At 44.8% G+C, this 22,536-nt stretch carries 24 protein-coding genes; 18 read left to right on the forward strand and 6 right to left on the reverse strand.

Annotation, left to right across the window (positions count from 1 at the left end):
• Positions 1 to 5: 5 nt before the first annotated feature.
• Complete coding sequence (locus N5J47_RS15905; protein WP_279960870.1) at positions 6 to 1,148, reverse strand: acyl-CoA desaturase; 1,143 nt, start codon at positions 1,146 to 1,148, stop codon at positions 6 to 8.
• Between the two features lie 40 nt (positions 1,149 to 1,188).
• Positions 1,189 to 2,214 carry a ferredoxin reductase gene (locus N5J47_RS15910; protein ID WP_279960851.1) on the reverse strand — a complete coding sequence of 342 codons (1,026 nt, stop codon included), beginning with the start codon at positions 2,212 to 2,214 and terminating at the stop codon, positions 1,189 to 1,191.
• Positions 2,215 to 2,526: 312 nt separating this feature from the next.
• On the opposite strand from N5J47_RS15910, the gene N5J47_RS15915 reads away from it, so the two are divergent.
• Both N5J47_RS15915 and N5J47_RS15920 read left to right on the forward strand, forming a co-directional pair.
• On the forward strand, positions 2,527 to 3,177 hold the full coding sequence (locus N5J47_RS15915) for a TetR family transcriptional regulator (RefSeq protein WP_267981879.1): 651 nt from the start codon (positions 2,527 to 2,529) through the stop codon (positions 3,175 to 3,177).
• Between the two features lie 105 nt (positions 3,178 to 3,282).
• Complete coding sequence (locus N5J47_RS15920) at positions 3,283 to 3,918, forward strand: TetR/AcrR family transcriptional regulator (RefSeq protein WP_279960852.1); 636 nt, start codon at positions 3,283 to 3,285, stop codon at positions 3,916 to 3,918.
• A 51-nt stretch (positions 3,919 to 3,969) separates the two neighbouring features.
• On the opposite strand, the gene N5J47_RS15925 is transcribed toward N5J47_RS15920, so the two are convergent.
• Complete coding sequence (locus tag N5J47_RS15925) at positions 3,970 to 4,593, reverse strand: thiol:disulfide interchange protein DsbA/DsbL (protein WP_267981881.1); 624 nt, start codon at positions 4,591 to 4,593, stop codon at positions 3,970 to 3,972.
• Between the two features lie 181 nt (positions 4,594 to 4,774).
• Here N5J47_RS15925 and ubiG point away from each other — a divergent pair, with 181 nt between their 5' ends.
• From ubiG to N5J47_RS15980, 11 genes are all read left to right on the forward strand, one after another.
• A complete protein-coding gene (ubiG, locus tag N5J47_RS15930) occupies positions 4,775 to 5,488 on the forward strand; it encodes a bifunctional 2-polyprenyl-6-hydroxyphenol methylase/3-demethylubiquinol 3-O-methyltransferase UbiG (protein ID WP_279960854.1) in 714 nt (237 codons plus the stop codon).
• Positions 5,488 to 6,186: an HAD-IA family hydrolase gene (locus tag N5J47_RS15935; RefSeq protein ID WP_279960855.1), complete on the forward strand. Its 699-nt coding sequence runs from the start codon at positions 5,488 to 5,490 to the stop codon at positions 6,184 to 6,186. Before ubiG ends, N5J47_RS15935 begins: the two co-directional genes overlap by 1 nt.
• 30 nt (positions 6,187 to 6,216) lie before the next feature.
• Positions 6,217 to 6,963, forward strand: coding sequence for a YciK family oxidoreductase (locus tag N5J47_RS15940; protein ID WP_267981884.1), 747 nt, complete (start codon positions 6,217 to 6,219; stop codon positions 6,961 to 6,963).
• Between the two features lie 167 nt (positions 6,964 to 7,130).
• The gene (locus N5J47_RS15945) at positions 7,131 to 7,544 is read left to right on the forward strand and encodes an RcnB family protein (protein WP_279960856.1); all 414 of its coding nucleotides are present in this window, start codon (positions 7,131 to 7,133) and stop codon (positions 7,542 to 7,544) included.
• A gap of 111 nt (positions 7,545 to 7,655) precedes the next feature.
• Entirely contained in the window at positions 7,656 to 9,011 is a 1,356-nt protein-coding gene (gene argA / locus N5J47_RS15950) for an amino-acid N-acetyltransferase (RefSeq protein WP_279960857.1), read from the forward strand.
• Positions 9,012 to 9,302: 291 nt separating this feature from the next.
• On the forward strand, positions 9,303 to 10,295 hold the full coding sequence (locus tag N5J47_RS15955) for a sulfonate ABC transporter substrate-binding protein (protein ID WP_279960858.1): 993 nt from the start codon (positions 9,303 to 9,305) through the stop codon (positions 10,293 to 10,295).
• Between the two features lie 14 nt (positions 10,296 to 10,309).
• Positions 10,310 to 11,296, forward strand: a complete 987-nt coding sequence (locus N5J47_RS15960) for an aliphatic sulfonate ABC transporter substrate-binding protein (protein ID WP_279960859.1) — start codon at positions 10,310 to 10,312, stop codon at positions 11,294 to 11,296.
• A 30-nt stretch (positions 11,297 to 11,326) separates the two neighbouring features.
• A complete protein-coding gene (gene ssuD, locus N5J47_RS15965) occupies positions 11,327 to 12,502 on the forward strand; it encodes an FMNH2-dependent alkanesulfonate monooxygenase (RefSeq protein ID WP_279960860.1) in 1,176 nt (391 codons plus the stop codon).
• On the forward strand, positions 12,499 to 13,302 hold the full coding sequence (gene ssuC / locus N5J47_RS15970; protein ID WP_279960861.1) for an aliphatic sulfonate ABC transporter permease SsuC: 804 nt from the start codon (positions 12,499 to 12,501) through the stop codon (positions 13,300 to 13,302). Before ssuD ends, ssuC begins: the two co-directional genes overlap by 4 nt.
• Positions 13,303 to 13,317: 15 nt before the next feature.
• The gene (locus tag N5J47_RS15975) at positions 13,318 to 14,118 is read left to right on the forward strand and encodes an ATP-binding cassette domain-containing protein (RefSeq protein ID WP_279960862.1); all 801 of its coding nucleotides are present in this window, start codon (positions 13,318 to 13,320) and stop codon (positions 14,116 to 14,118) included.
• 244 nt (positions 14,119 to 14,362) lie between these two features.
• Entirely contained in the window at positions 14,363 to 14,974 is a 612-nt protein-coding gene (locus tag N5J47_RS15980) for a TetR/AcrR family transcriptional regulator (protein ID WP_267981892.1), read from the forward strand.
• A gap of 48 nt (positions 14,975 to 15,022) precedes the next feature.
• On the opposite strand, the gene N5J47_RS15985 is transcribed toward N5J47_RS15980, so the two are convergent.
• Positions 15,023 to 15,589: a 5'-nucleosidase gene (locus N5J47_RS15985; RefSeq protein WP_279960863.1), complete on the reverse strand. Its 567-nt coding sequence runs from the start codon at positions 15,587 to 15,589 to the stop codon at positions 15,023 to 15,025.
• 184 nt (positions 15,590 to 15,773) lie between these two features.
• Here N5J47_RS15985 and ribF point away from each other — a divergent pair, with 184 nt between their 5' ends.
• The 5 genes from ribF to N5J47_RS16010 all read left to right on the forward strand — a co-directional run bounded on the left by ribF (position 15,774) and on the right by N5J47_RS16010 (position 21,348).
• On the forward strand, positions 15,774 to 16,775 hold the full coding sequence (gene ribF / locus N5J47_RS15990; RefSeq protein ID WP_279960864.1) for a bifunctional riboflavin kinase/FAD synthetase: 1,002 nt from the start codon (positions 15,774 to 15,776) through the stop codon (positions 16,773 to 16,775).
• Between the two features lie 60 nt (positions 16,776 to 16,835).
• Entirely contained in the window at positions 16,836 to 19,673 is a 2,838-nt protein-coding gene (gene ileS / locus N5J47_RS15995) for an isoleucine--tRNA ligase (RefSeq protein WP_279960865.1), read from the forward strand.
• Between the two features lie 4 nt (positions 19,674 to 19,677).
• Entirely contained in the window at positions 19,678 to 20,208 is a 531-nt protein-coding gene (lspA, locus tag N5J47_RS16000) for a signal peptidase II (RefSeq protein WP_267981906.1), read from the forward strand.
• Between the two features lies 1 nt (position 20,209).
• Entirely contained in the window at positions 20,210 to 20,692 is a 483-nt protein-coding gene (locus N5J47_RS16005; protein WP_004758661.1) for a peptidylprolyl isomerase, read from the forward strand.
• A gap of 113 nt (positions 20,693 to 20,805) precedes the next feature.
• Positions 20,806 to 21,348, forward strand: a complete 543-nt coding sequence (locus N5J47_RS16010) for an NAD(P)H-dependent oxidoreductase (protein WP_279960866.1) — start codon at positions 20,806 to 20,808, stop codon at positions 21,346 to 21,348.
• A 220-nt stretch (positions 21,349 to 21,568) separates the two neighbouring features.
• Here N5J47_RS16010 and N5J47_RS16015 read toward each other — a convergent pair whose 3' ends face one another.
• Positions 21,569 to 21,880, reverse strand: a complete 312-nt coding sequence (locus tag N5J47_RS16015; RefSeq protein WP_279960867.1) for an ankyrin repeat domain-containing protein — start codon at positions 21,878 to 21,880, stop codon at positions 21,569 to 21,571.
• Between the two features lie 240 nt (positions 21,881 to 22,120).
• Positions 22,121 to 22,450: a hypothetical protein gene (locus tag N5J47_RS16020; protein ID WP_279960868.1), complete on the reverse strand. Its 330-nt coding sequence runs from the start codon at positions 22,448 to 22,450 to the stop codon at positions 22,121 to 22,123.
• Positions 22,451 to 22,536 lie beyond the last annotated feature (86 nt).

A 22,536-nucleotide genomic window follows, 5' to 3' on the forward strand; every position in this document is an offset into this window, starting at 1 on the left:
TGTATTTAAGCGAATTTAAACTTAGCTTTAAACTTACTAACTGCCTGACTCAAGTGTCCACGTACATCATTTGGCAATGAACATTTCGCCAACGCCACCCACACAGTACCAAACTGTTTCATAAAGTTGGCTTCGTTATAGTTGATGCCATATTCAGCACATAAAGCACGGATTTGTGGCGCAACTTGTTCATAACGATTGGCAGGCATATCAGGGAATAAATGGTGTTCAATCTGGTGGCTCAAATTACCACTCATAAAGTGCATCCATTTACCGCCCGTAAAGTTACTTGAGCCACGAATCTGACGTAAATACCACTCTGCTTTGGTTTCCGTTGCAGTATTGTCAGGCTCAAAAATTTCTGCGTCTTCAGTAAAGTGACCATTAAAAATCACCGCAGAAGCCCAAAGATTACGCATAATATTTGCGACTGCATTGCCCGCCAATACAGGAATAAAGTTGATGGTCGCAATCGCAGGGAAGAACACATAATCCTTTAAAGTTTGACGAGTTGCCTTTTTACGGAACTCCGCCGCATCTGCCCACACTTGTTTCCAGCTTTTGGTTTTATGGATAATCGCATCTTCCAAATGCAGGTTTTGCACGCCTACATACCACTGGAAGAAGAACATCAATTGTAATGCCAACGGAATATTCAATAAGTTTAATGGCATCCATTCCTGTTTTTCACTGACACGCAGGATGCCATAACCAACATCATGGTCTTGCCCAATAATATTGGTATAAGTGTGGTGCATATAGTTATGGGTATAACGCCAGTCATTACCTGAACAGGTATTGTCCCAATCGTAGTTTTCGCCACGCAAACTTGGGTCATTGAGCCAGTCAAACTGACCGTGCATCACATTATGTCCAAGTTCCATATTTTCCACGATTTTAGACACACCTAGCATGGCTGTCCCCACCAGCCATACAGGTGGAATCCAACCACCAAACATCAACATGCCACGAGATGCGATTTCGGTATAACGCACAAAGTTACGTACTTTGTAGATATATTTTGAGTCTTCTTCACCCAGATTCTTCATCACGTTTAAACGGATTTCTTCGACACGGCGACCAAATTCCTGAACTTGTTCAGGGCTTAAATGTGCTGATTTTGATGCTGATTTTAATTCTACTGCCATATTCATAATCGTATTCCTTTAATTCTGAGTAACGCTTGATTTATAGGTCAATGGTCACAGGACTAAGTGCCTGACTGACGCACAATTTAATGGCTTGGTTAGGTTGATCATCAATTTCACCTGTAAGCAGGTTTTTGGTGACACCACTGACCTTGGTACAACTACAGCGATTACATACCCCCATACGGCAACCGTGTTGCGGACGTAATCCTGCTTCTTCTGCGCTACTCAATAAATTTGTGGTCGCAATAAACTCTTGTTGCGCTCTGCGGAAACTAATTGGTTGCGCTTCACTGCTCTGCTCAATTTGAACAGGCTGGAAAAATTCCTGATGAAAATTCGATGCAGAATTGCATTGTTGATAAATCTCCTGCGCCTGACGCATCATGGCATGGTGACCACAGGCATAGGCTTGCATGGTTTGAAAGTCAGGCACTCGCTCCGCCAAAAGTTCAACCGTTAAATGCTGCTTCTGTTGTGTGGTATTAAAAAAGTGATACTTCACCTGCGGATGCTGCTCTGCCAAAGCCAACATTTCGCTATGGAAGATTTCATCACGGTTAAAATACACTACGTGAACTTCTTTTAAATTCTGTGCAACAGCTTGTTGTAACAGTGAATAAATCGCTGTAATCCCCGAGCCTGATGCAATTAACAGTGCAGGTTGTGATCCTTGATGCAGAACAAAATCACCTTGCGCCTGTGAAATCTCAATACTGTCACCCACATGCAAAAGTTGCGCTGCGCTTGACACCAAGCCCTGTACTTTAATGCCCAGACGAATTTCGCCTTGTGCGGTAACATCAATAATTGAGTAGCTACGTTGATGATAAACCCCGTGAATCATCAAGGTGAGCAAAATACTTTGACCTGCACGTACCGCAGCGATATCAAAGTTTTTGTTTGGTTTTAAAGTCAATAAAACCATATCTTTACTTAAAGACTGTACCCCAGTCACTTCAGCAAGGATGCGTTTCCATGCAAAAGTCGGCTTGATTTTCTGTAAGATAAAATCAACAAAATCTTCTCTAACCCAATGTGGCTGATAGCTTAACTGTGCGTTCATAAGTTCCTCGTTTTGTATCTGGCTATTTATCTTGAGTGAACGTATGTTCATGTAGTGAACATATGTACACTATATTTATTTGTGTTCACTGAGTCAACACCTGTTCACTAATTTTTTGAATATTTTTTATTCTTTTTTATAAATGGCTAAAAATCATGAAAAAATAAGTGATTTAAACCTAATGCTTTTTGCCCAGCCACAATGCCCTGGTTTTGGACAAGCAGGAATCTCTCTTATTTAGCAATGGTTGGGACTAAAAAAGTTTTGTTTTTTTTGCTAGACTCTGCTGTATGGTTTTAATGGAACTTATTCATGTCGATTAGAGATGAACGAAAACAACAGAGTCGGCAGGCTCTACTGGATGCAGCACTTCATCTCAGTACCTCTGGGCGCTCATTTAGTAGCATCAGTTTGCGCGAGGTGGCTCGCGAAGTTGGGTTGGTGCCAACGGCGTTCTATCGTCATTTTCAGGACATGGATACATTGGGACAGGAACTGGTTGACCAAGTGTCACTCCATTTAAAAAGCCTGATCCACCAGTTGGGGCAAAGCTATCTACAGCATGGCGGAAGCGCCAAAACCCGTACCAGCATTGAACTGTTTGTACAGGCAGTCAACCATAGCCCGCAGCAGTGGCAATTCATGATTGCTGAACGCTGGGGCGGTTCGGAGACAGTGCGTATCGCTATCGCACGGGAAATTGAGTTTTTGATTGAGGACCTTGCCATTGACTTGTGCAAGCTTGAAACCTTTAAGCACATTAAAGAGTCCAAGGACCTGCAAGTGCTATCCACCATCCTGATCAATATGTCATTTACATGGGCCATGACCTGGATCAACCTCCCGAAACAGTTCACGATTGATCATTTACTCGAACAACAGAACCTGTTTATTGACAATGCGGCAACTCAGGTACGCTTATTATTCCGTGGCATCTCCAACTGGGAACCACAAAACGCCTGATCATATCTAGGCCATGGTTTGATATATAAAAGCATTGTCTAACGTTGTTATGCATTAGACAATAGTGCGATGCCGTTTAGAACACTATGAGGAGCTATAAGCACCATGAATCCTGATCGTCATACCCAGTTCTTAATTCGTAAAGAAAAAATTTTGCAGGTTGCGGAAAAGCTATTACTCGAAAACAACCAAGAAATGACCCTAGATGAACTGGTTGCCGAACTGGATATTGCCAAAGGCACCTTGTACAAACATTTCCGCAGCAAGAATGAGTTGCTACTGGAACTGATTATTCAGAATGAAAAGGAAATTTTAAAAATTTCAGAAAAATATAACACTGATGTCAAGGAATATGCGCCTCGTTATATGCTTTATCATTTAACGTCACCGAGTCGTACGATTTTACTGCATCAGTTAGAAGAACATCTGACTATGACTGAGTCCAAGCTCAAACATTTGTTCGATGAGCTGTATGCGATCCGTCAACAGCGTATTGTTTCACTAAAAGATATGACTGAAAAATATTTAAAATCACAGAATTATGATATGTCGATTCGTGATTATCTTTCTTATATCTGGTCACTCACTTACGGCGCGGCTTTATTATTAAATTCAAGCTATTATCAACGTTCGATTGGTTCCCGCCAGAAGCTGATCAACCTCTATGTCAGTCAGGCGCTGTCACTACCGACCCAGACGGTACAGATTGACTTAAAAGAGTTTCAACTGGAACAGTCCTAAAATAAAAAGGACTGTATTGAACAGTCCTTTTTTACGCTACAAACCAGTAAATTACTTACCGCCCTTACGTTCTTTTTCAAGCAGATAGTCAACTACCTGGGTGACCTTGCCATCTTCACCCTGCACCACATATTTGCCCGCGACCACTACGGCTGGCACACCCGTCAACTGGTATTGCTGTGCCAACTGATTAGATTCAGCCACTTTTGCAGTGATCGGGAATGAGTTAAACATGCTGTTGAACTTCTGCTCAGGCACACCATAGTTTGCAAAGAATTTTGCCTGTGAAGCCTGATCAAAAATCTGCTGACCACCATCATGGATGGCGTGGAACAGTGGAATATGGGTTTTCTTACGCACACCCAGTGCCTCTGACACATAGTAGCCACGGGCACCCTGTTCCCATACCTTGTTCATTGCCGCTGGGGTACGCAGGAAATAGACATCTTTTGGAATTTTCTTTAACCATGCCTGCATGTGCGGTTCAAGCTTGAAGCAGTGCGGGCATCCATACCAGAAGAATTCACGTACTTCGATTTGGCCTGCTGGCGCCGCGGTCTTACCTGGGTTGGCCACCACGGTATAGTCCTTGCCAGCAACAAAATCCGCAGCCATTGCATTCATTGAAAACGCCATTACAACTGCACTTAAACCACTTAATACTAACTTTTTCATTGAGTTTGCTTTTCCTCTAAGCATTTTTCGTAAGTTTATATGCTAAATATAAAACAAACACGACCAATTCGTTTTGCTTCTGTGAAGTTTTTTATTGGATTTATCGCTTTTTTTTCCAGAATCGCTACACTACCAACAGATTAAACCAAAATAATCATCCTAATATGAATGAGGTGACACCATGTCGCAGTTGAATGTTGATCCACAGGAAATCGCAAAATTTGAGGCCTTGGCTGCCAAATGGTGGGATCAGCATTCCGAGTTTCGCCCCCTGCATCAAATCAATCCGTTGCGCTTAAACTGGATTGATGAGCGGGTTGGTGGGCTGGCGGGCAAGAAAGTGCTGGATGTGGGCTGTGGTGGTGGTATTCTGGCGGAAAGCATGGCACGCCGTGGTGCCAATGTGCTGGGCATTGATATGGGCGAGGCACCACTTGCGGTGGGCCGTCTGCATGCACAGCAGGACAATGTACAGAATATTGAATATCGTCAGATTCCCGTTGAGCAACTGGCTCAGGAACAGGCAGGACAATACGATGTGGTGACCTGTATGGAAATGATGGAGCATGTGCCTGATCCCGCTTCCATCGTCAAGGCTTGCCAAAGTTTAGTTAAACCAGGTGGTCATGTGTTCTTCTCCACCATCAACCGTAATCCCAAATCCTACTTGTTTGCGATTATCGGTGCGGAATATGTGCTGCGCCTACTGCCAAAAGGCACCCATGACTATCATAAATTCATTCGTCCTTCTGAAATGGCACATGATATCCGCAATGCGGGCTTAACCCTGAAAGAAATGACGGGCCTGCATTACAATCCGATCACCAAGCATTACTGGCTGGCACCCAATGTTGATGTCAATTACATGGTTCATACAGTCAATACAGGTGCCTAATGAAAGCGGTTTTATTTGATCTTGATGGTACCCTGATTGACACAGCGGCGGACTTTGTCCGTATTATCCAGCAAATGTGCCGTGATGAGCAGCGTCCTGTGGTGGAGGCGGAAATCATCCGAACCCAGGTGTCTGAAGGTGCACGTGCGATGGTCAAACTGGTTTATCCTGAAATGGATGTAACAGACCCAGTATTTTTGGCGCATCGTCAGCGTTTTTTGGATATCTACGGCGATAAAATCGTAGTGGATACTGATTTATTTACAGGCATGTATCCTTTGCTTGAGGAACTCGAAGCCCGTCAAATCCCCTGGGGTATTGTCACCAATAAACCGCGTGGTTTAAGTGAATTGCTACTGGCCGCCCTAAACCTGACCGAACGCTGCGCGGTACTGGTGTGTCCAGAGGATGTCAGCAAAACCAAGCCTGACCCTGAACCGATGTATTTGGCGGCGAAACAGCTGAATCTGGAGGCCAAGGACATTATCTATGTGGGGGATCACCCACGTGATATTGATGCAGGGCGCAATGCGGAGATGTACACGATTTTGGCGGCCTATGGTTACTTGCCTGTTGAGTCCCGTGATGACCTGCTGGCATGGCAGGCCGATGCGATTATTCAAAGCGTGCCTGAACTTCACCAACTGTTAAAAAATAAAATCGCGGTTTTAGCCGAAAATCAGGGTATGATGGGCTAAGCATACAAGATAACAATAGGAGGTATAACAATGAAATATTCAGAATATCAACCTCGTCCAGACCTGCTCAAGGATCGCATTATCCTGATTACAGGTGCAGGTGATGGAATTGGGCGTGCCGCTGCTATTAGTTATGCCTTACATGGCGCTACGGTTGTGCTTCATGGTCGTACCCTGAACAAACTCGAAGTCATCTATGATGAAATTGAGGGGCTGGGTGCACCACAGCCTGCCATTCTGCCCTTACAGCTTTCAACCGCCTCCAGCCATGACTATGAGCTTCTGGTCAATACACTGGAACAGCAGTTTGGCCGTTTAGACGGTATCCTGCACAATGCGGGCATGCTGGGTGACCGTGTTGAACTGGCGCATTATCCAATTGATGTCTGGGATGACGTGCTGTCCGTCAACCTGCGTGCGCCTTTTGCCATGACACAGGCACTGCTTCCACTGCTGCAAAAATCGGCACACGCCTCGGTGGTGTTTACCAGTTCCAGTGTGGGACGTGAACCACGTGCGCTGTGGGGTGCCTATTCAGTCTCCAAGGTGGCTACGGAAGCCATGAGCAAGATTTTTGCCGCGGAGAATAGCTATCCAAATATCCGTTTTAACTGCATCAATCCAGGGGGCACACGCACCGCCATGCGCGCCAAGGCCTATCCTGATGAAGACCCGAAAGTGCTGCCAACAGCTGACGAGATTATGCCTGCCTATCTTTACCTCATGGGTGATGATAGTCTTGACATGAATGGTCAGAGCATTGATGCGCAGGCCTAGGTTTTCAGCATCAACCAACAATGGGCCTGCGTGTCACAGCCCATCGTTTTTAAAGGGGAACTGGGGAGAATCTCCATCTTTTTAATGGAATAATGAATTGATCTTCACAGTTTCTCTGCATTTTTAGAGTACAGTTTTCCCATGAGAGACATCCGCCTAGGTGCATCATGAAAAAAATTTTCATCATCTTGATATTAGGTTCAACCACCCTTTTCAGCAGTATGGGTAGTTTTGCAGGCCCGCATTTTGACCGTGACGATTCCCGTGGCGGTGGTTGGCAGGGCCGCAACCTTGAACGTGATGATGATCCGCGCGGCAACTGGCAGGGTCGTCCAGGAGAGGAAAACCGTGATCGTGAGCGCCGCATGCGTCAGGAACGCGGTGTTGAACGCCTGAAGCAGCATCGCTGGCAGGCTGGCTATGTCATGCCACAGCACTACCGTGGTAACAGCTACAAGGTTGACTACAAGGACAATAATCTGCCAAAACCAGGCCGTAACGAGCAATGGTACAAAATCAACAATGACTACATCCTGGTCAACTCGGATGACAATAGCATTGTGCGCATCATGGGATTCTAGGCATTTTCCCATGTGCAGGTTCAATAAACTTGGGCCGTTGTTTTAGGAATAGATTTATCTTTTCATTTTTTTCGTTAGAATCAGATCAATTGATAGCGATCTGAGATCAACATGGCGAACCAAATCACTGAAATATCACAGAGTAGCACACAGGATTATGTGCATTGGTTTCGCCATTCCGCACCCTATATCAATGCACACCGCCATAAAACCTTTGTGCTGATGTTTGGTGGTGAGGCGGTTCAGCATAAAAATTTCCAGCACATCATCCATGATATTGCCCTGTTGCATTCGCTCGGCATCCGCCTGATTCTGGTACACGGCGCACGACCACAGATTAACCAGAACCTTACTGAACGAAATATTGAAACACCTTTCCACCAAAACCGCCGCATTACCACACGTGAGTCACTGCGTGGGGTGATGAATGCCGTGGGTTCAATTCGCCTGGAAATTGAGGCGCTGCTTTCGATGGGACTTGCCAACTCACCCATGTACGGCGCTCGCATTGATGTGGTTTCGGGCAATTTTGTCACCGCCAAGCCCTATGGCATCCGTGACGGCGTTGACTTCCAGCTTACAGGCGATGTCCGCTCAATTGACACCGATGCCATCCATCGTCATCTGGATAATCACAACATTGTGCTGTTGGGGCCAACGGGTTACTCGACCACAGGTGAAGTGTTTAATTTGCTGGCTGAGGAAGTGGCCACCAAAACAGCAACCATGTTAAAGGCGGATAAGCTAATTTTTCTGGGTGAACAGCAAGGTTTAATGGATGCCAAACAGCAGTTGCTACGTGAACTCAGCCCACGTCAGCTTGATCCCTATATTCAGCAATACCAAAACCAGTCTCCTGAATTTGCCCTACATTTAAAACAGGCGCAACAGGCTTCCCTGTCAGGCGTGCACCGCGTACACCTGATTTCCTATGCCTATGATGGCGCACTGATTGAGGAACTGTTCACCCGTGATGGCATTGGCACCATGATTACCGATGCCCATTATGAGGAGGTACGGATTGCCAATATCCATGACGTGGGCGGCCTGATGAACCTGCTGCGTCCACTGGAGCAGGAAGGTATTCTGGTGTATCGCTCCCGCGAACGCCTTGAAAGTGAGATTGAGCAGTTTGCCGTGATTGAACGTGATGGCATGATTCTGGCCTGTGCCGCACTCTATCCGATTCCAGCGGAAGCCAATGAAAAACGTTCTGCCGAAATCGCCTGTGTTGCTGTCGACTCCAGTTACCGTAAGTCCAATCGTGGTAGCCAGATTTTGCAGTTTCTGGAAAGCAGGGCCAAACAGCAAGGTATTCAGCAACTGTTTGTCCTCACCACACGCACGGCGCACTGGTTTCTGGAACATGGCTTTAGCCCTGCCAGCGTGGATGACCTGCCAAATGCACGTCAGGCACTTTATAACTATCAACGTAATTCTTTGGTATTTAAAAAATCCCTTGGCTAATGCCTCTGGAGATATTGTTATTTTTGATAATGATATCTCCGCATCCTGTCTTTTTATTATATCTGCCCTGAGCAAAACGATAGCCTTAAAATAGAAAAATATTAAAAACAATAATTTATAAAAATGAAGCCCCTTTTTGACATCTATACCCACGATAAGCATATCCAATATTCTGTTTTGCACTTTTTTAGATAAACAAAGCCTGATTAGTTATTTTTTATGCAATAAAAAAAGTTTTAGTTTGATTGCTCAGCTTATTTCATCTTTTAATTTTCGGGGAGCACAACCAGCATGGCCATTTCTATCAATCGTTTATGGACACAACCTATCCTGATTACAGCAATGCTTGCCAGCTTGGTTAATATCACAGGTTGTGCAAAACAGACTGAGCAGCAAGAGGCCAAACCACAAGAAACCACAACATTAAATATCGGCTTTCAGAAGTATGGGATTTTGCCGATTGTTAAAGCAAAAGGGGAACTAGAAAAAAACCTGGCTGCTCAAGGTGTAAATGTCAAATGGGTGGAGTTTCCAGCGGGTCCACAACTTCTGGAAGGCTTGAATGTTGGCAGTGTCTCTTTGGGTGAGGCGGGTGAAGCCCCACCTATTTTCGCTCAGGCAGCCAATCCCAATTTGGTCTATGTGGCCAACCAGCCAGCAGCACCTACTGCTGAAGCCCTGATTGTACAAAAAGATTCCCCAATTCAATCCGTACAAGACCTGAAAGGCAAACGTATTGCACTGAACAAAGGTTCAAATGTTCACTATTTATTATTGAAACTGTTAGAAGCCAACAACCTCACCCTCAATGACATCCAGCCTGTCTATCTACCACCCTCAGATGCCCGTGCCGCCTTTGAAAAGGGCGCAGTTGATGCCTGGGTGATTTGGGACCCGTTCCTGGCTGCGGCGGAACATCAGGTACATGCGCGTGTCATTGCCAATGGCGAGCATTTGGTCAGCAATTACCAGTTCTATTTAGCGGACCGTAAATTTGCTGAAAACCATCCTGAAATTTTAAAGACCGTTGTTCAAACCTTGAACCAGACCACCGACTGGGTCAAGACCCATCCAGATGATGCCGCGAAACTACTGGAAAAACCAACCGCACTGGAATTTGAGGTGTTAAAAGCGTCGATTTCACGCATGGGCTTCGGAGTTCAGCCCATCTCTGAAAAGGTTGCCAAGGAACAGCAATATGTTGCTGATGCATTCTACGCGCAAAAACTGATTCCAAAACAGTTGGTGATTCAGGACGCGTTACTTAAGAACGAAATCAGGTAACAGGAGGAACGGGTATGAAAGTATGGTCTCAGATTTCGCTCACCAGTCTGGTCATCAGTACTCTTTTCCTGAATGGTTGTCACAAACCTGAAGCATCGGCACAGGAAACAGCTTCATCCCCTGCAAGCCAGACTGTCAAAACGCTTTCAATTGGTTTCCAGAAATCATCGCTCAACTTACTGGTTGCAAGACAACAAAAACTATTCGAGCAGGAATTTCCAAATGCCAAAATTGAATGGCGTGAGTTTCCTGCTGGCCCACAAATGCTGGAGGCACTGGCGGTAGGTGCGGTTGATTTTGGCTATGTGGGCAATACGCCGCCGATCTTCGCACAGGCTGCGGCAAAGCCATTGAGCTATGTTGCCTATGAAGTGGTTGCTCCAGATGCACAGGCAATTTTGGTACATGCCGATGGCAAGGTTAAGGTGCTGCAAGACCTAAAGGGTAAACGGATTGCAGTACAAAAAGGTTCAAGTGCCCATGAGCTATTGGCAAAGACCCTACAGAAAGCAGGCCTGTCGTGGCAGGACATTCAACCCATCTGGCTGCCTCCAGCAGATGCCCGCGCCGCTTTTGATAAACAGGCGGTTGATGCCTGGGTGATTTGGGAACCCTATCTGGGGACGGCGGAAATACAGGGCCATACCCGTACCCTCATTGATGGGTCCGCCTTTCCAACCACCTATTCATTTTATATTGGCAGCCCTGATTTTATTAAGCAGCATCCTGAGGCTGCACAAAAATTTATCAATAGCGTCAATGTGGCCGACCAGTGGATTGTGAAATATCAGGATCAGGCTTTACAGATTTACGCACAAAGCACAGGACTGAATACCCAGATCGCACAGCGGGTTTTAGACAAGCGCCCAAAACCCTCGCCTGTACATGCACTCACGGCCGAGGTGATCAACAATCAGCAACAGATCGCCGATCTATTTAAACAGGAACAGCTTATCCCTGTACAGATCGACATTCAGCAAAGTGTCTGGTCTGCCAAATAAATTTTTTACTTTTTCATAAGGAACATCGACATGAATATTTTCTGGTTTATCCCCACTCACGGTGACAGTCGTTATCTAGGCACCAGCAAGGGTGCGCGTCAGGTCGATCATGCCTATATGAAACAGATTGCGGTGGCAGTCGACAACCTGGGCTATGATGGCGTACTGATTCCAACAGGCCGTTCCTGTGAAGACCCGTGGATTACCGCTGCCAGCCTGATTGATGCCACCCGACAACTTAAGTTTTTGGTGGCCCTCCGTCCAGGCATCACCACGCCTGCGCTCGCCGCCCGCATGGCGGCGACCTTTGACCGTCTTTCCAATGGTCGTATCCTGCTCAACCTTGTCACAGGTGGAGATGAGCAGGAACTCAAAGGCGATGGCCTGTATGAGGACCACAGCACCCGTTATCAGACTGCTTCTGAATATGTCAAAATCTGGCGTGAAATCCTGACCCGCTCGCATACAGGTGAACCTTTCACTTTTCATGGCGAACGCTTAAGCGTCGATGATGCCAAACTGCTCTACCCACCTGTGCAACAGCCTTATCCCCCGTTATGGTTTGGTGGCTCATCCGAAGCGGCGACTGAGCTGGCAGCAGAACAGGTTGATACCTATCTGACTTGGGGTGAACCACCTGCCGCAGTCAAGGAAAAAATCCAACATTTACGTGCCAAAGCTGCCGCTAAAGGCAGAACCCTAAATTACGGCATTCGCCTGCATGTGATTGTACGTGAAACCAATGAACAGGCCTGGGCAGCAGGGGATGAACTGATCCAGTATCTGGATGATGCCACCATTGCTGCGGCACAAAAGAAATTTGCGCAAATGGATTCAGTGGGCCAGCAACGCATGGCTGCACTGCATGGTGGACGTAAGGATCAACTGGAAGTTTCACCTAACCTCTGGGCAGGCATTGGTCTGGTTCGTGGTGGTGCGGGTACGGCATTGGTAGGAGACCCTGAAACAGTGGCTGCACGAATTCAGGAATATGCAGATTTAGGCATTGATACCTTTATTTTCTCAGGCTATCCACATCTGGAAGAATCAATTCGTTTTGCAGAACTGGTGTTTCCACTCTTGCCACTAAAAACTCAAAAGAAATTAGTACAACCGCACTTAACAGGACCATTTGGGGAGATCATTGCCAACAACTACGTCCCTGAGACCATAGAAGCAAAAAATCTGGTCAAGGAGACAGCATGAGTGCAAAAGTTTTCTTAAATAACGTTTCACGTGGAACACAGCAGCTCGGCAAAGGCCTGTTACCGTGGCTGTTTCCGATCTTATTGATCGCCATCTGGCAAATTGCTTCAAGTACAGGCTTACTGCAAAGTCGGGTTCTGCCCGCCCCCACTGCTGTGGTCAGTGCCTTTTGGCACCTGCTCATCAGTGGTGAGCTTTGGCAGCATGTCAAGGTCAGTGCTGGACGGGCTTTACTCGGCTTATTGGTAGGTGGGGGGCTGGGGCTAGTTCTCGGCTTGCTGAATGGCTCATCCCGTGTTGCATCGACCTTGCTGGACACCACTTTGCAAATGATCCGCAACATCCCTGCACTCGCCCTGATTCCACTGGTGATCTTATGGTTTGGCATTGATGAAACAGCCAAGTTGTTTCTAGTGGCAGTCGGGGTGTTTTTCCCAATCTATATCAATACCTATCATGGCATCCGTTCAGTTGATCCGCAGCTGATTGAAATGGGTAAAAGCTATGGGCTGAACCGCTGGCAACTGTATAAAGACATTATTTTACCAGGTGCCATGCCCTCCATTTTAGTGGGGCTACGTTTCTCTCTCGGTTTGGTGTGGGTATTGCTGATCGTTGCTGAAACCATTTCTGCCCAGTCAGGCATTGGTTATATGACCATGAATGCACGGGAGTTTTTACAAACTGATATCGTACTGGTGGGTATCCTGCTGTATGCCTTGCTGGGGAAACTGGCCGATGTCTTTGCACAACTGCTGGAACGTTATTTATTACGCTGGCATTCAGGTTATCAAAAATAATAAAGGAAAATAAACATGAGCAACCTCAATCTAAACCTATATGAAAATAATTTCATCCAGCCCATTATTGAGCCAGAAACCACAAGCGCCCCAGCCAATGGTGCAGATATCCTGATTGAGCAACTGTATAAGTTCTATGGCGAGGTCAAGGTGCTTGAGGATCTTGATTTAAACATTCAGGCAGGCGAGTTTGTTGCCATTGTCGGGCGCAGTGGCTGTGGTAAAAGCACCCTGCTACGCCTAATCGCGCAATTGGAAAAGACCAGCTATGGTGAAATCAAGTTCCAGTCCGCACGCAACTTCCGTGAGGGCATCACCAGTGACGACATTCGGGTGATGTTTCAGGATCCACGCCTGCTACCCTGGAAAAGTGTCTTGCAAAATGTGCAACTGGGATTGGCCAAAAGTCAGCATGGGCTTGCAGAGCAACTTCTGGAAAAAGTCGGCCTAAAGGAAAAAGCCACACAATGGCCTGCCCAGCTATCAGGCGGTCAGCGTCAACGTGCCGCACTGGCTCGGGCATTGTCACATGCGCCGCGTATCCTGTTGCTGGATGAACCACTTGGTGCACTGGACGCACTTACCCGTCTGGAAATGCAGAACCTGATTGAACGCCTCTGGAAAGAACAGGGCTTTACCGCAATTCTGGTGACACATGATGTCAGTGAAGCAGTACAGCTTGCTGACCGAATTATTCTGCTGGATCAGGGGCATATTGCGCATAATTTTCAGGTCAATCTTCCGCGTCCACGCAAAAAAAGTATTGCTTTTGCCCAGTTGGAACAACAGGTCCTTGATGCGGTTTTAGCCACCTAAAACCGCTTTTGCCCATCTCAAAAAACACATTTCAAGAACAACAACCACTCGACAATTTCTCGCAATGACTGAGAAATTATTTACAAAATATGTCTTACCCATTTTAGATTTCAATAATTATCAAACACATCGTGACTACTGGTCTGGCAATCCCTGCTTTTTCGATAAAAAAATGCGGTTATTTTGCACAAATCTGCCAATTTATCTTACAATGTCAATGACATTTTTTGAATCAAGCTCGCAGATGGAACAGAAAAAGAGTACACAAAAGCGCAATCAACTGCTGAATGCTGCCCTGGATGTTTTTTCCGTCTATGGATTTAGTGGTGCAAGTCTGGATGAAATTGCACAACTGGCAAATATGCATAAATCCAATATCTTTTATTATTATGAAAACAAAGAGTCACTGTATGTTGAAGTGCTCACCACCGTGCTGCAAAAATGGCTGGCACCTTTACAAATATTGGAAGTCGAACTTGAGCCAACTGAGGCCTTAACTCATTATTTGATGCAAAAAATCGAAAGTTCAAAAGATCAGCCCAAAGCTTCTCGTTTATTTGCATTGGAAATCATTCAGGGTGCACCACATATTTTACCGATTTTAAAAGGTCCATTGAAAAAGCTGTTTAAACGCAAAACCAAAGTGATTGAGACTTGGCAGGAACAAGGCAAATTATCCAAAGAAATTGATGCAGAATTATTAATTATCAATATTTGGGCGATCACCCAAAACTATGCGGATTTTTCTACTCAAATGGAAATGGTCACAGGCAAGACCCTGCGCAACCGCAGTATGTATCAACGCACCATTGAGCATACGGTACACTTGATGCTGTATGGTGTGTTGCCACGTTAAAACCAGAAAGCATTGAACAGGCCTATCTCAACAGATAGGCTTTTTTATTTAAAAATGTGTCTGGTATAAGGCCAATAATTTCTGTGCCCCCACCAGCAGATTTTCCTCCCAGTCCAGATGCGCAGTATCGTTGGCGCCATCGGTAATATACTTGACTGAAATCAGGCGCACCCCCAGCTTCTGACACACTTTAGCGAGGGCATAGGCTTCCATGTCTACCAGATTACAGGATACTTTTGGTTGCCCTATTTCAAAAGAGTCGCCTGTACCACAAATGCCTTTAGGCAAATGTTCAAAATGCGGCTGGGCATGAATTTCGGCAGGAATGTCTTCATCCATTGGTGTCACGCCCACGGCAAACCCCAGTGGTGAAACGTCCATGTCCCGTTGCACAAAGGTGATCACCTCAACCAGACTGTGTGCATCAAAGTGCGAGCTACCCGCACTGCCTAGATTGATCAGGGTTTTACAGCCAGTTTTCTGAATCACCTCAAAGGCTTTAAATGCCGCATTGATTTTGCCAATGCCACTATAGTGAACCTGAATGCCTGCCTGTTCAAACAGGCCCTTTGATTCATTCGGCAATGCCATAATTAAAGCAATCTCAGACTGCATCGTGATCACCCAACAATTTAAAATGCGTAGTGTAGCGGATTATCCAACAGAATGAAGCAGGGTCAGCAATTGCCCTAAAAACCCTTTCTCCGAATTTTTTGCTGATGAAAAACACAACAACAAGACGAAACGCCGAGAATATGGCAATATATAGCCTTTGCAAAATTCACTGTATTTAACGCCCATGAAGTTGCTTCGTCTCAACGCATTATCGCCAGATTTTCAGTTAGCCCCAACTGCGGTCACGATTGGCAATTTTGATGGTGTCCATTTGGGACATCAGGCGATGATTGCCCAGCTTAAAATGCTGGCAAGCGCCAAAGGCTTAAAAACACTGGTGATGATTTTTGAGCCACAGCCACTCGAATTCTTTCAGGGCTATGATGCTCCACCACGCATCAACTCCCTACGTGAAAAAGTAGAATATTTAACAGAGCTGGGCGTGGACTACATTGCTGTGGCAAAGTTTGACCAGCACTTTAGAAGCATGAATGCCACCGCCTTTGCCGATTTGCTCAAGAACAAACTGAACGCACAAAGTCTGGTGCTGGGCGATGACTTCCATTTTGGCAAGGACCGTCAGGGCAACAGCGAGTTTCTACGCGAATATGGCTTTGATGTCACCAATTTAAATACAGTGGCATTGAATGGAGAACGGGTCAGTTCAACCCGTATCCGTCAGGTTCTACAGCAGGGCGACCTTGCTTTGGCGGCAAAGCTGCTGGGCCGTCCCTACAGCATCACGGGACGGGTGCAATATGGCGACCAGATTGGACGCACCCTTGATTTTCCAACCATCAATGTCCGTTTAAACCGTCACAAACCCTGTTTAAATGGTATTTATGCGGTGGATGTGTTGTGTGAAAACGCCTCACTGACCGCAAAGATCAAACATGCGGATGCGACACGAAATGGCATCAAAGGCTATCAAAATGACAGCCTGTTTGGCGCGGGTCATGTAGGAACCCGACCAGCCATCAAGCAGCAACAGCCTGAATGGCGATTAGAGGTACATTTCCCTGATGTTTCTGCTAATCTGTATGGCTTGTTGATGCGGGTAACTTTTCTTCACTATTTGCATGGTGAACTGAATTACCCTTCGCTTGAGGCACTCAAAGCTGGAATTGATGATGACGTGCAGAAATTACGGGACTACCGTAAGCGCACAGCAGAATTTCCTTTTTAAATTTAATTTTCATTTGTAATACATGTCAGTTTAGACTGATAAAACTGGAAGAAAACTTGCATGAGCGATAAGCAAACTCCTGAAAATGCAGTGGATTATAAAGCCACACTCAATTTGCCAGACACTGAATTTGCCATGAAAGCAAACTTGGCTGTGCGTGAAGCCAAATGGCTGGAAGAGTGGTATGCCGACAACATTTATCAGCAGATTCGCGCATCGCGTATTGGCAAGAAAAAATACATTTTGCACGATGGCCCTCCCTATGCCAATGGTCAAATCCATTTAGGTCATGCGGTGAATAAAGTCTTGAAAGACATCATTGTCAAAAGCCGTGTGATGGATGGCTTTGATGCACCTTATGTACCTGGTTGGGACTGTCACGGCTTACCGATTGAACTGAAAGTCGAAGAAAAAGTGGGTAAGGTTGGTGTAAAAGTAGATGCATCTACGTTCCGCAAAGCCTGCCGTGAATATGCTTACACCCAGGTTGAATTACAAAAGAAAGACTTCGTGCGTATGGGCGTATTTGGGGATTGGGATAATCCATATCTTACGATGAATTTTAAGCAAGAAGCAGACATCGTTCGTTCACTGGGTGCAATTGCCAAGGCAGGTCACATCGAACCTGGCCTGAAACCTGTGAACTGGTGCTTGGACTGTGGTTCTGCGCTAGCAGAGGCAGAAGTTGAATACGAAGATAAAAAATCTGATGCGATTGATGTTGGCTTCACCGTGGTTGATCTCAAAAATTTAAGCGCACGCTTGAATGTTGATGTTCAAGATGTGACTGATATTGTGATTTGGACAACTACACCGTGGACTTTACCTGCCAACCAGGCAGTTGCGGTACATGCCGACATTGACTATCAACTCGTACAAGTCTCGACTGATCGTGGCTCGCAAAACTTTATTCTTGCCAAAGATCTGGTTGAATCAGCAATCGAACGTTATCAGCTTGAAGATCCAGTGGTACTGGCTGATTTTAAAGGCTCAGCAATCGAAAATTTATTATTACAACATCCATTAATTACTGATCGTCAGGTCCCAGTGATTGTCGGTGAACACGTTATTGCCAGCAGTGGTACAGGCGCTGTACACACTGCACCTGGACATGGTGTGGACGATTATAAAGTCGGTTTACAGTACAATCTAAGAGTGGATAACCCCGTCGGCGGTAATGGCGTATATTTACCAACTGCACCGATTTTTGCAGGCGAGCACATCTATAAAGCCAATCCAAAAATTATCGAAGCATTAGGTGCTGTGGGTCGTTTATGGGCACATCAGCCGATCAAACACAGCTACCCACATTGCTGGCGTCACAAAACACCCATTATTTTCCGTGCAACACCACAATGGTTTATTAGCATGGATGCCAAAGGGTTACGTCAGACAGCCTTGAATGCGATTGAAAATGACATCGAGTTTGTTCCTGATTGGGGTAAAAATCGTATTCAGTCGATGATTGAAGGCCGTCCTGACTGGTGTATTTCACGCCAACGTACCTGGGGTGTACCGATCCCATTCTTTGTACACAAAGATACGAATGCTTTGCATCCACGTACACCAGAACTCATTGAAGAAGTTGCAAAACTGATCGAACAAGAAGGGATTGATGGTTGGTATAACCGTGAGGCCAGCGACTTCATTGGTGCAGATGCTGAACAATATAACGCAGTCCGCGATACATTAGACGTTTGGTTTGACTCTGGAACAACACACTACGCAGTACTACGTGAACGTGAAGAGTTACAAGATCCTGCTGATCTGTATCTTGAAGGTTCAGACCAACACCGTGGCTGGTTCCAATCTTCATTGTTAACTTCAATTGCGATCAATGAACGTGCGCCATATAAAGGTCTACTCACCCACGGTTTCGTCGTGGATGAGAAAGGTCGTAAGATGTCTAAGTCATTAGGCAACATCATCACCCCACAAGACATCATCAAAGATATGGGTGCAGATGGCTTACGCTTTTGGATCGCTTCTGCTGACTATCGTTATGAAATGACGGCTGGTAAAGAAATCTTTAGCCGTGCCTCTGATGGTTATCGTCGTATTCGAAATACCTTACGTTTCTTGTTGGCAAACCTGAATGGCTTCAAACCATCAACAGATGTTTTACCTGTAAACGAATTGATCGCATTAGACCAATACATCTTGCAACGTGCTGCTGAAGTGCAGAAAATAATTCAGCAAGCCTACGAAGAGATGAATTTCCATATTGTGACCAATGCATTGACCAACTTCTGTATTAATGACTTAGGTGGCTTCTATCTCGACATCATCAAAGATCGTCAGTACACCACCAAAGCCAACTCACAAGCACGTCGTTCTGCTCAAACAGCGCTGTATCATATAGTCCAAGCTTTTGTTCGCTGGATGGCACCTATCTTGAGCTTTACCGCGCAAGAAGCCTGGCCATTGATTCCTGAACAAACTGACAAATATGTATTCACGGCTGAATGGTATAACATCCCAACCGCATCAACAGCAAACTTACTTTCTGAAGCAGATTGGCAAACATTGATTAGCGTAAAATCAGCAGTAAATAAACAGATTGAAGCCGCACGTAACGCTAAACTGGTCGGTAGTAACTTATCTGCTAAAGTTGAACTTTGGGCAGATGAAGCTTTACAAAAATTATTAAACCAATTGGCTGATGAATTACGTTTTGTCTTGATCACCTCTCAAGTCATCGTTCATCCATATGCTGAACAAGGCGAAAGCACAGACCTCGCAGGTTTACGTGTGAAAGTTTCAGCAGCAGATGGTGAAAAATGTGTACGTTGCTGGCATGTGTTGCCAGATGTCAATACGCACATTGGCCATGCTGGTTTATGCGCTCGTTGTATTGTCAACGTCACAGGCAGTGGCGAAGTGAGAAAATATGCATAATTCTGTGCAATCAAGCCCAGCAAAGAAAAGCTTATTTCAATTTTATCCGCATAACCTACTTTGGCTTGGACTTTCTGTCCTTGCCATTGTATTGGATCAATGGACCAAATGGATTGCCAGCTCGCATTTAAATTATGCTGATCCTGTTCCAGTGCTGCCTTTTTTAAACTGGACCTTACTACATAATCATGGCGCAGCATTCAGCTTTCTGTCAGATGCGGGTGGTTGGCAACGTTACCTGTTCACCTCTTTAGCAGGCGTGGTCTCGGTTATTTTCATTTTCTGGCTGATGCGTATGCCTAAGAAAATGATCGTTCTACCTATGGCAATTGCCTTGATTCTAGGTGGTGCAATTGGCAATCTGATTGACCGTGTCAGTCTAGGTTATGTGGTTGATTTTATCCATGTTTACTACCAAAACAGCCATTTCCCAGCATTCAACCTTGCCGATAGTGCGATTACCCTAGGCACAATTTTGCTGCTGATCGATACGTTCTTCCTTGAGAAGAAACGCAACCAAAACGCGGATGCATAAGATGACTGAAATTATCCAACCAAACGAAGAAATTCGTATTCAAGATGGCTCAAAAGTCGACTTGCATTTTTCTGTATCTATTGAGAATGGTGTTGAAATCGACAACACCCGTAACCGTGAAGAGCCTGTAAGTCTGGTCATGGGCGATGGCAGCTTATTACCAGGATTTGAAAAGGCTTTATTTGGTTTACGTGCAGGTGATCGCCGTACCGTACATTTACCCCCTGAAGATGCTTTTGGTCCGTGGAATCCTGAAAACATCCAGACGTTCGATACAGTCAAGTTTGAACAACGCCCTATTGTTGGTCATATGATTGAGTTTGAAGACAAGGCCAAGGCAACGCTGTTTGGCGTGGTTAAATCGGTTAATGATGACATTACCGAAATTGATTTTAACCACCCGCTTGCAGGTAAAAACATTACCTTTGAGGTTGAAATCTTTAAGGTCACCCCTGCTGGACAGCAAGGCGTTCAATTGATGTAACACAAAAGCTCTCAAATGAGAGCTTTTTTAATCAATAAACAATTATAAAATCATTTAGATTTATTCAATTGCATTAAAAATCAATCCAACATCAGAAATATAGGAATCCACCCATGCTTATTTATATTATCGTTGGCAGCGTCCGTGAAAACCGAACCGCAATTAAGGTTGCCAATTGGCTACATCAAGAGGTTGGCAATTTTTCCTTAAAAGACATCCAAACAGAAATTATTGACTTAAAGGAATGGGATTTACCAATTTTTGCAGGTGCCCACCCACCCGCGACTGGAATCTATGATCAACCGAAGCAACAGCAATGGGCGGATAAAATTTCCGCGGCAGATGCGTTTATCCTCATCAGCCCTGAATATAATCATGGCTACAGTCCAGCCCTTAAAAATGCACTAGATTACATTGGGAAAGAATGGCAGGGTAAACCCGCAGCCTATATCGGCTATGGTTCAACCAATGGTTCACGTTCGATTGATCAAATCCGTCAGGTAGGCACACAACTTGGACTGATTGATTCCAACGCAGTTCTTGAAATCCGAGATATTTTTAAACGAAACCAAACGGAAACTTTTGAGGCAAATGAATTTGAAATTAAGGCACTCAAGGTCATTATTGAAAAATTACAGAAATATGATGTTAGATAAATGTAAGCTTAAACTTACAGTAATCAGGGTCATTAACGAATATACGGCTCTCAACTTTAGTTTTAATATACGAATCATAGAGAGACAGGAAGTCTCATTCAGAACAACAAGATGCACAGGATGTGGTTGTTTATAGGAAATAAACGACAATAAACTGAATATAAAGGTAGCTCTGTCAGGATGATGGGGCTTCTTTTTATTTATAATTTTTATGCATGACTTAAAGACTTTTAAGATACGCAACCACTTCGCCATGCTCTGCCATTTCAGCAAGCTGTAGGGCGGTATATTCGCCTTTATAAGCGACATTCGCGCCTTTACTCACCAAAATCTTCACTACGGCTAAATGATCGTTCTCAGCAGCAGCCTGTAATGCACTATAACCTTCATCATCGGTTTGGTTAGGATCTGTACCCTCTGCCAATAATTGCTCGACTTGTTCCACATCACCTAGAGATGCCCAATAGACAAGTTCAGGCAGACGCAGCTCGTCATCATCCTCAGGGAGCGGAGAGAAAGAGTTGAGTTTCATAGTTTAATTATCCAATTTTTGAGATTCTAAAATTAACTCCTCAAGCTTCAACCTTATAATACGTTGATTATAAAAATAAAAGGCATCTTGAAATTCTATAATAGAAAGCTTTCTATCAGATATACTTATTTTTGCTATTTTGATAATGCTGTAAGTCTGAATATCCATTTAAAAAATCAGATGTCACTTGAATAATAATCTAAGCTAGATATAGGCTTAACTATACATCCTACACATTTATTATTTTTGTTGCTTAAGATACTCAATCATTTCCTCAAGCACCTGTTGCCCCATCGTTTTCAGGACAAGATCGTTTAAATCACCAGACAAGAAACCAGACCAAGTCGTACTTGTTGAACCAGAAGAATGCGCATACCGTCCACCAGCAGACCAAACTTTCTGATCTGATGTAATAAAAGCTACATACAGTTCGCCTTCAGGGTCATCACATATCCATTCATGAATTACTCTAGGTGCTTGATATTGTTGCTTAGATTTTTTTAGACTCTTCCCTATTAAAAAACATAAATAGACAATCCCAATACCAGATAAAAATGTATATAAAATCACGCTAGTCCTATCTTAATTTATCATTCAACATATTATTAAAATAAAAATAAGTAAGAACTTATATCTTTGTCTTCTTTTCATTATAC

Origin of the sequence: Acinetobacter sp. GD03645 (assembly GCF_029845285.1) — a bacterium.
Taxonomy (GTDB): domain Bacteria; phylum Pseudomonadota; class Gammaproteobacteria; order Pseudomonadales; family Moraxellaceae; genus Acinetobacter; species Acinetobacter corruptisaponis.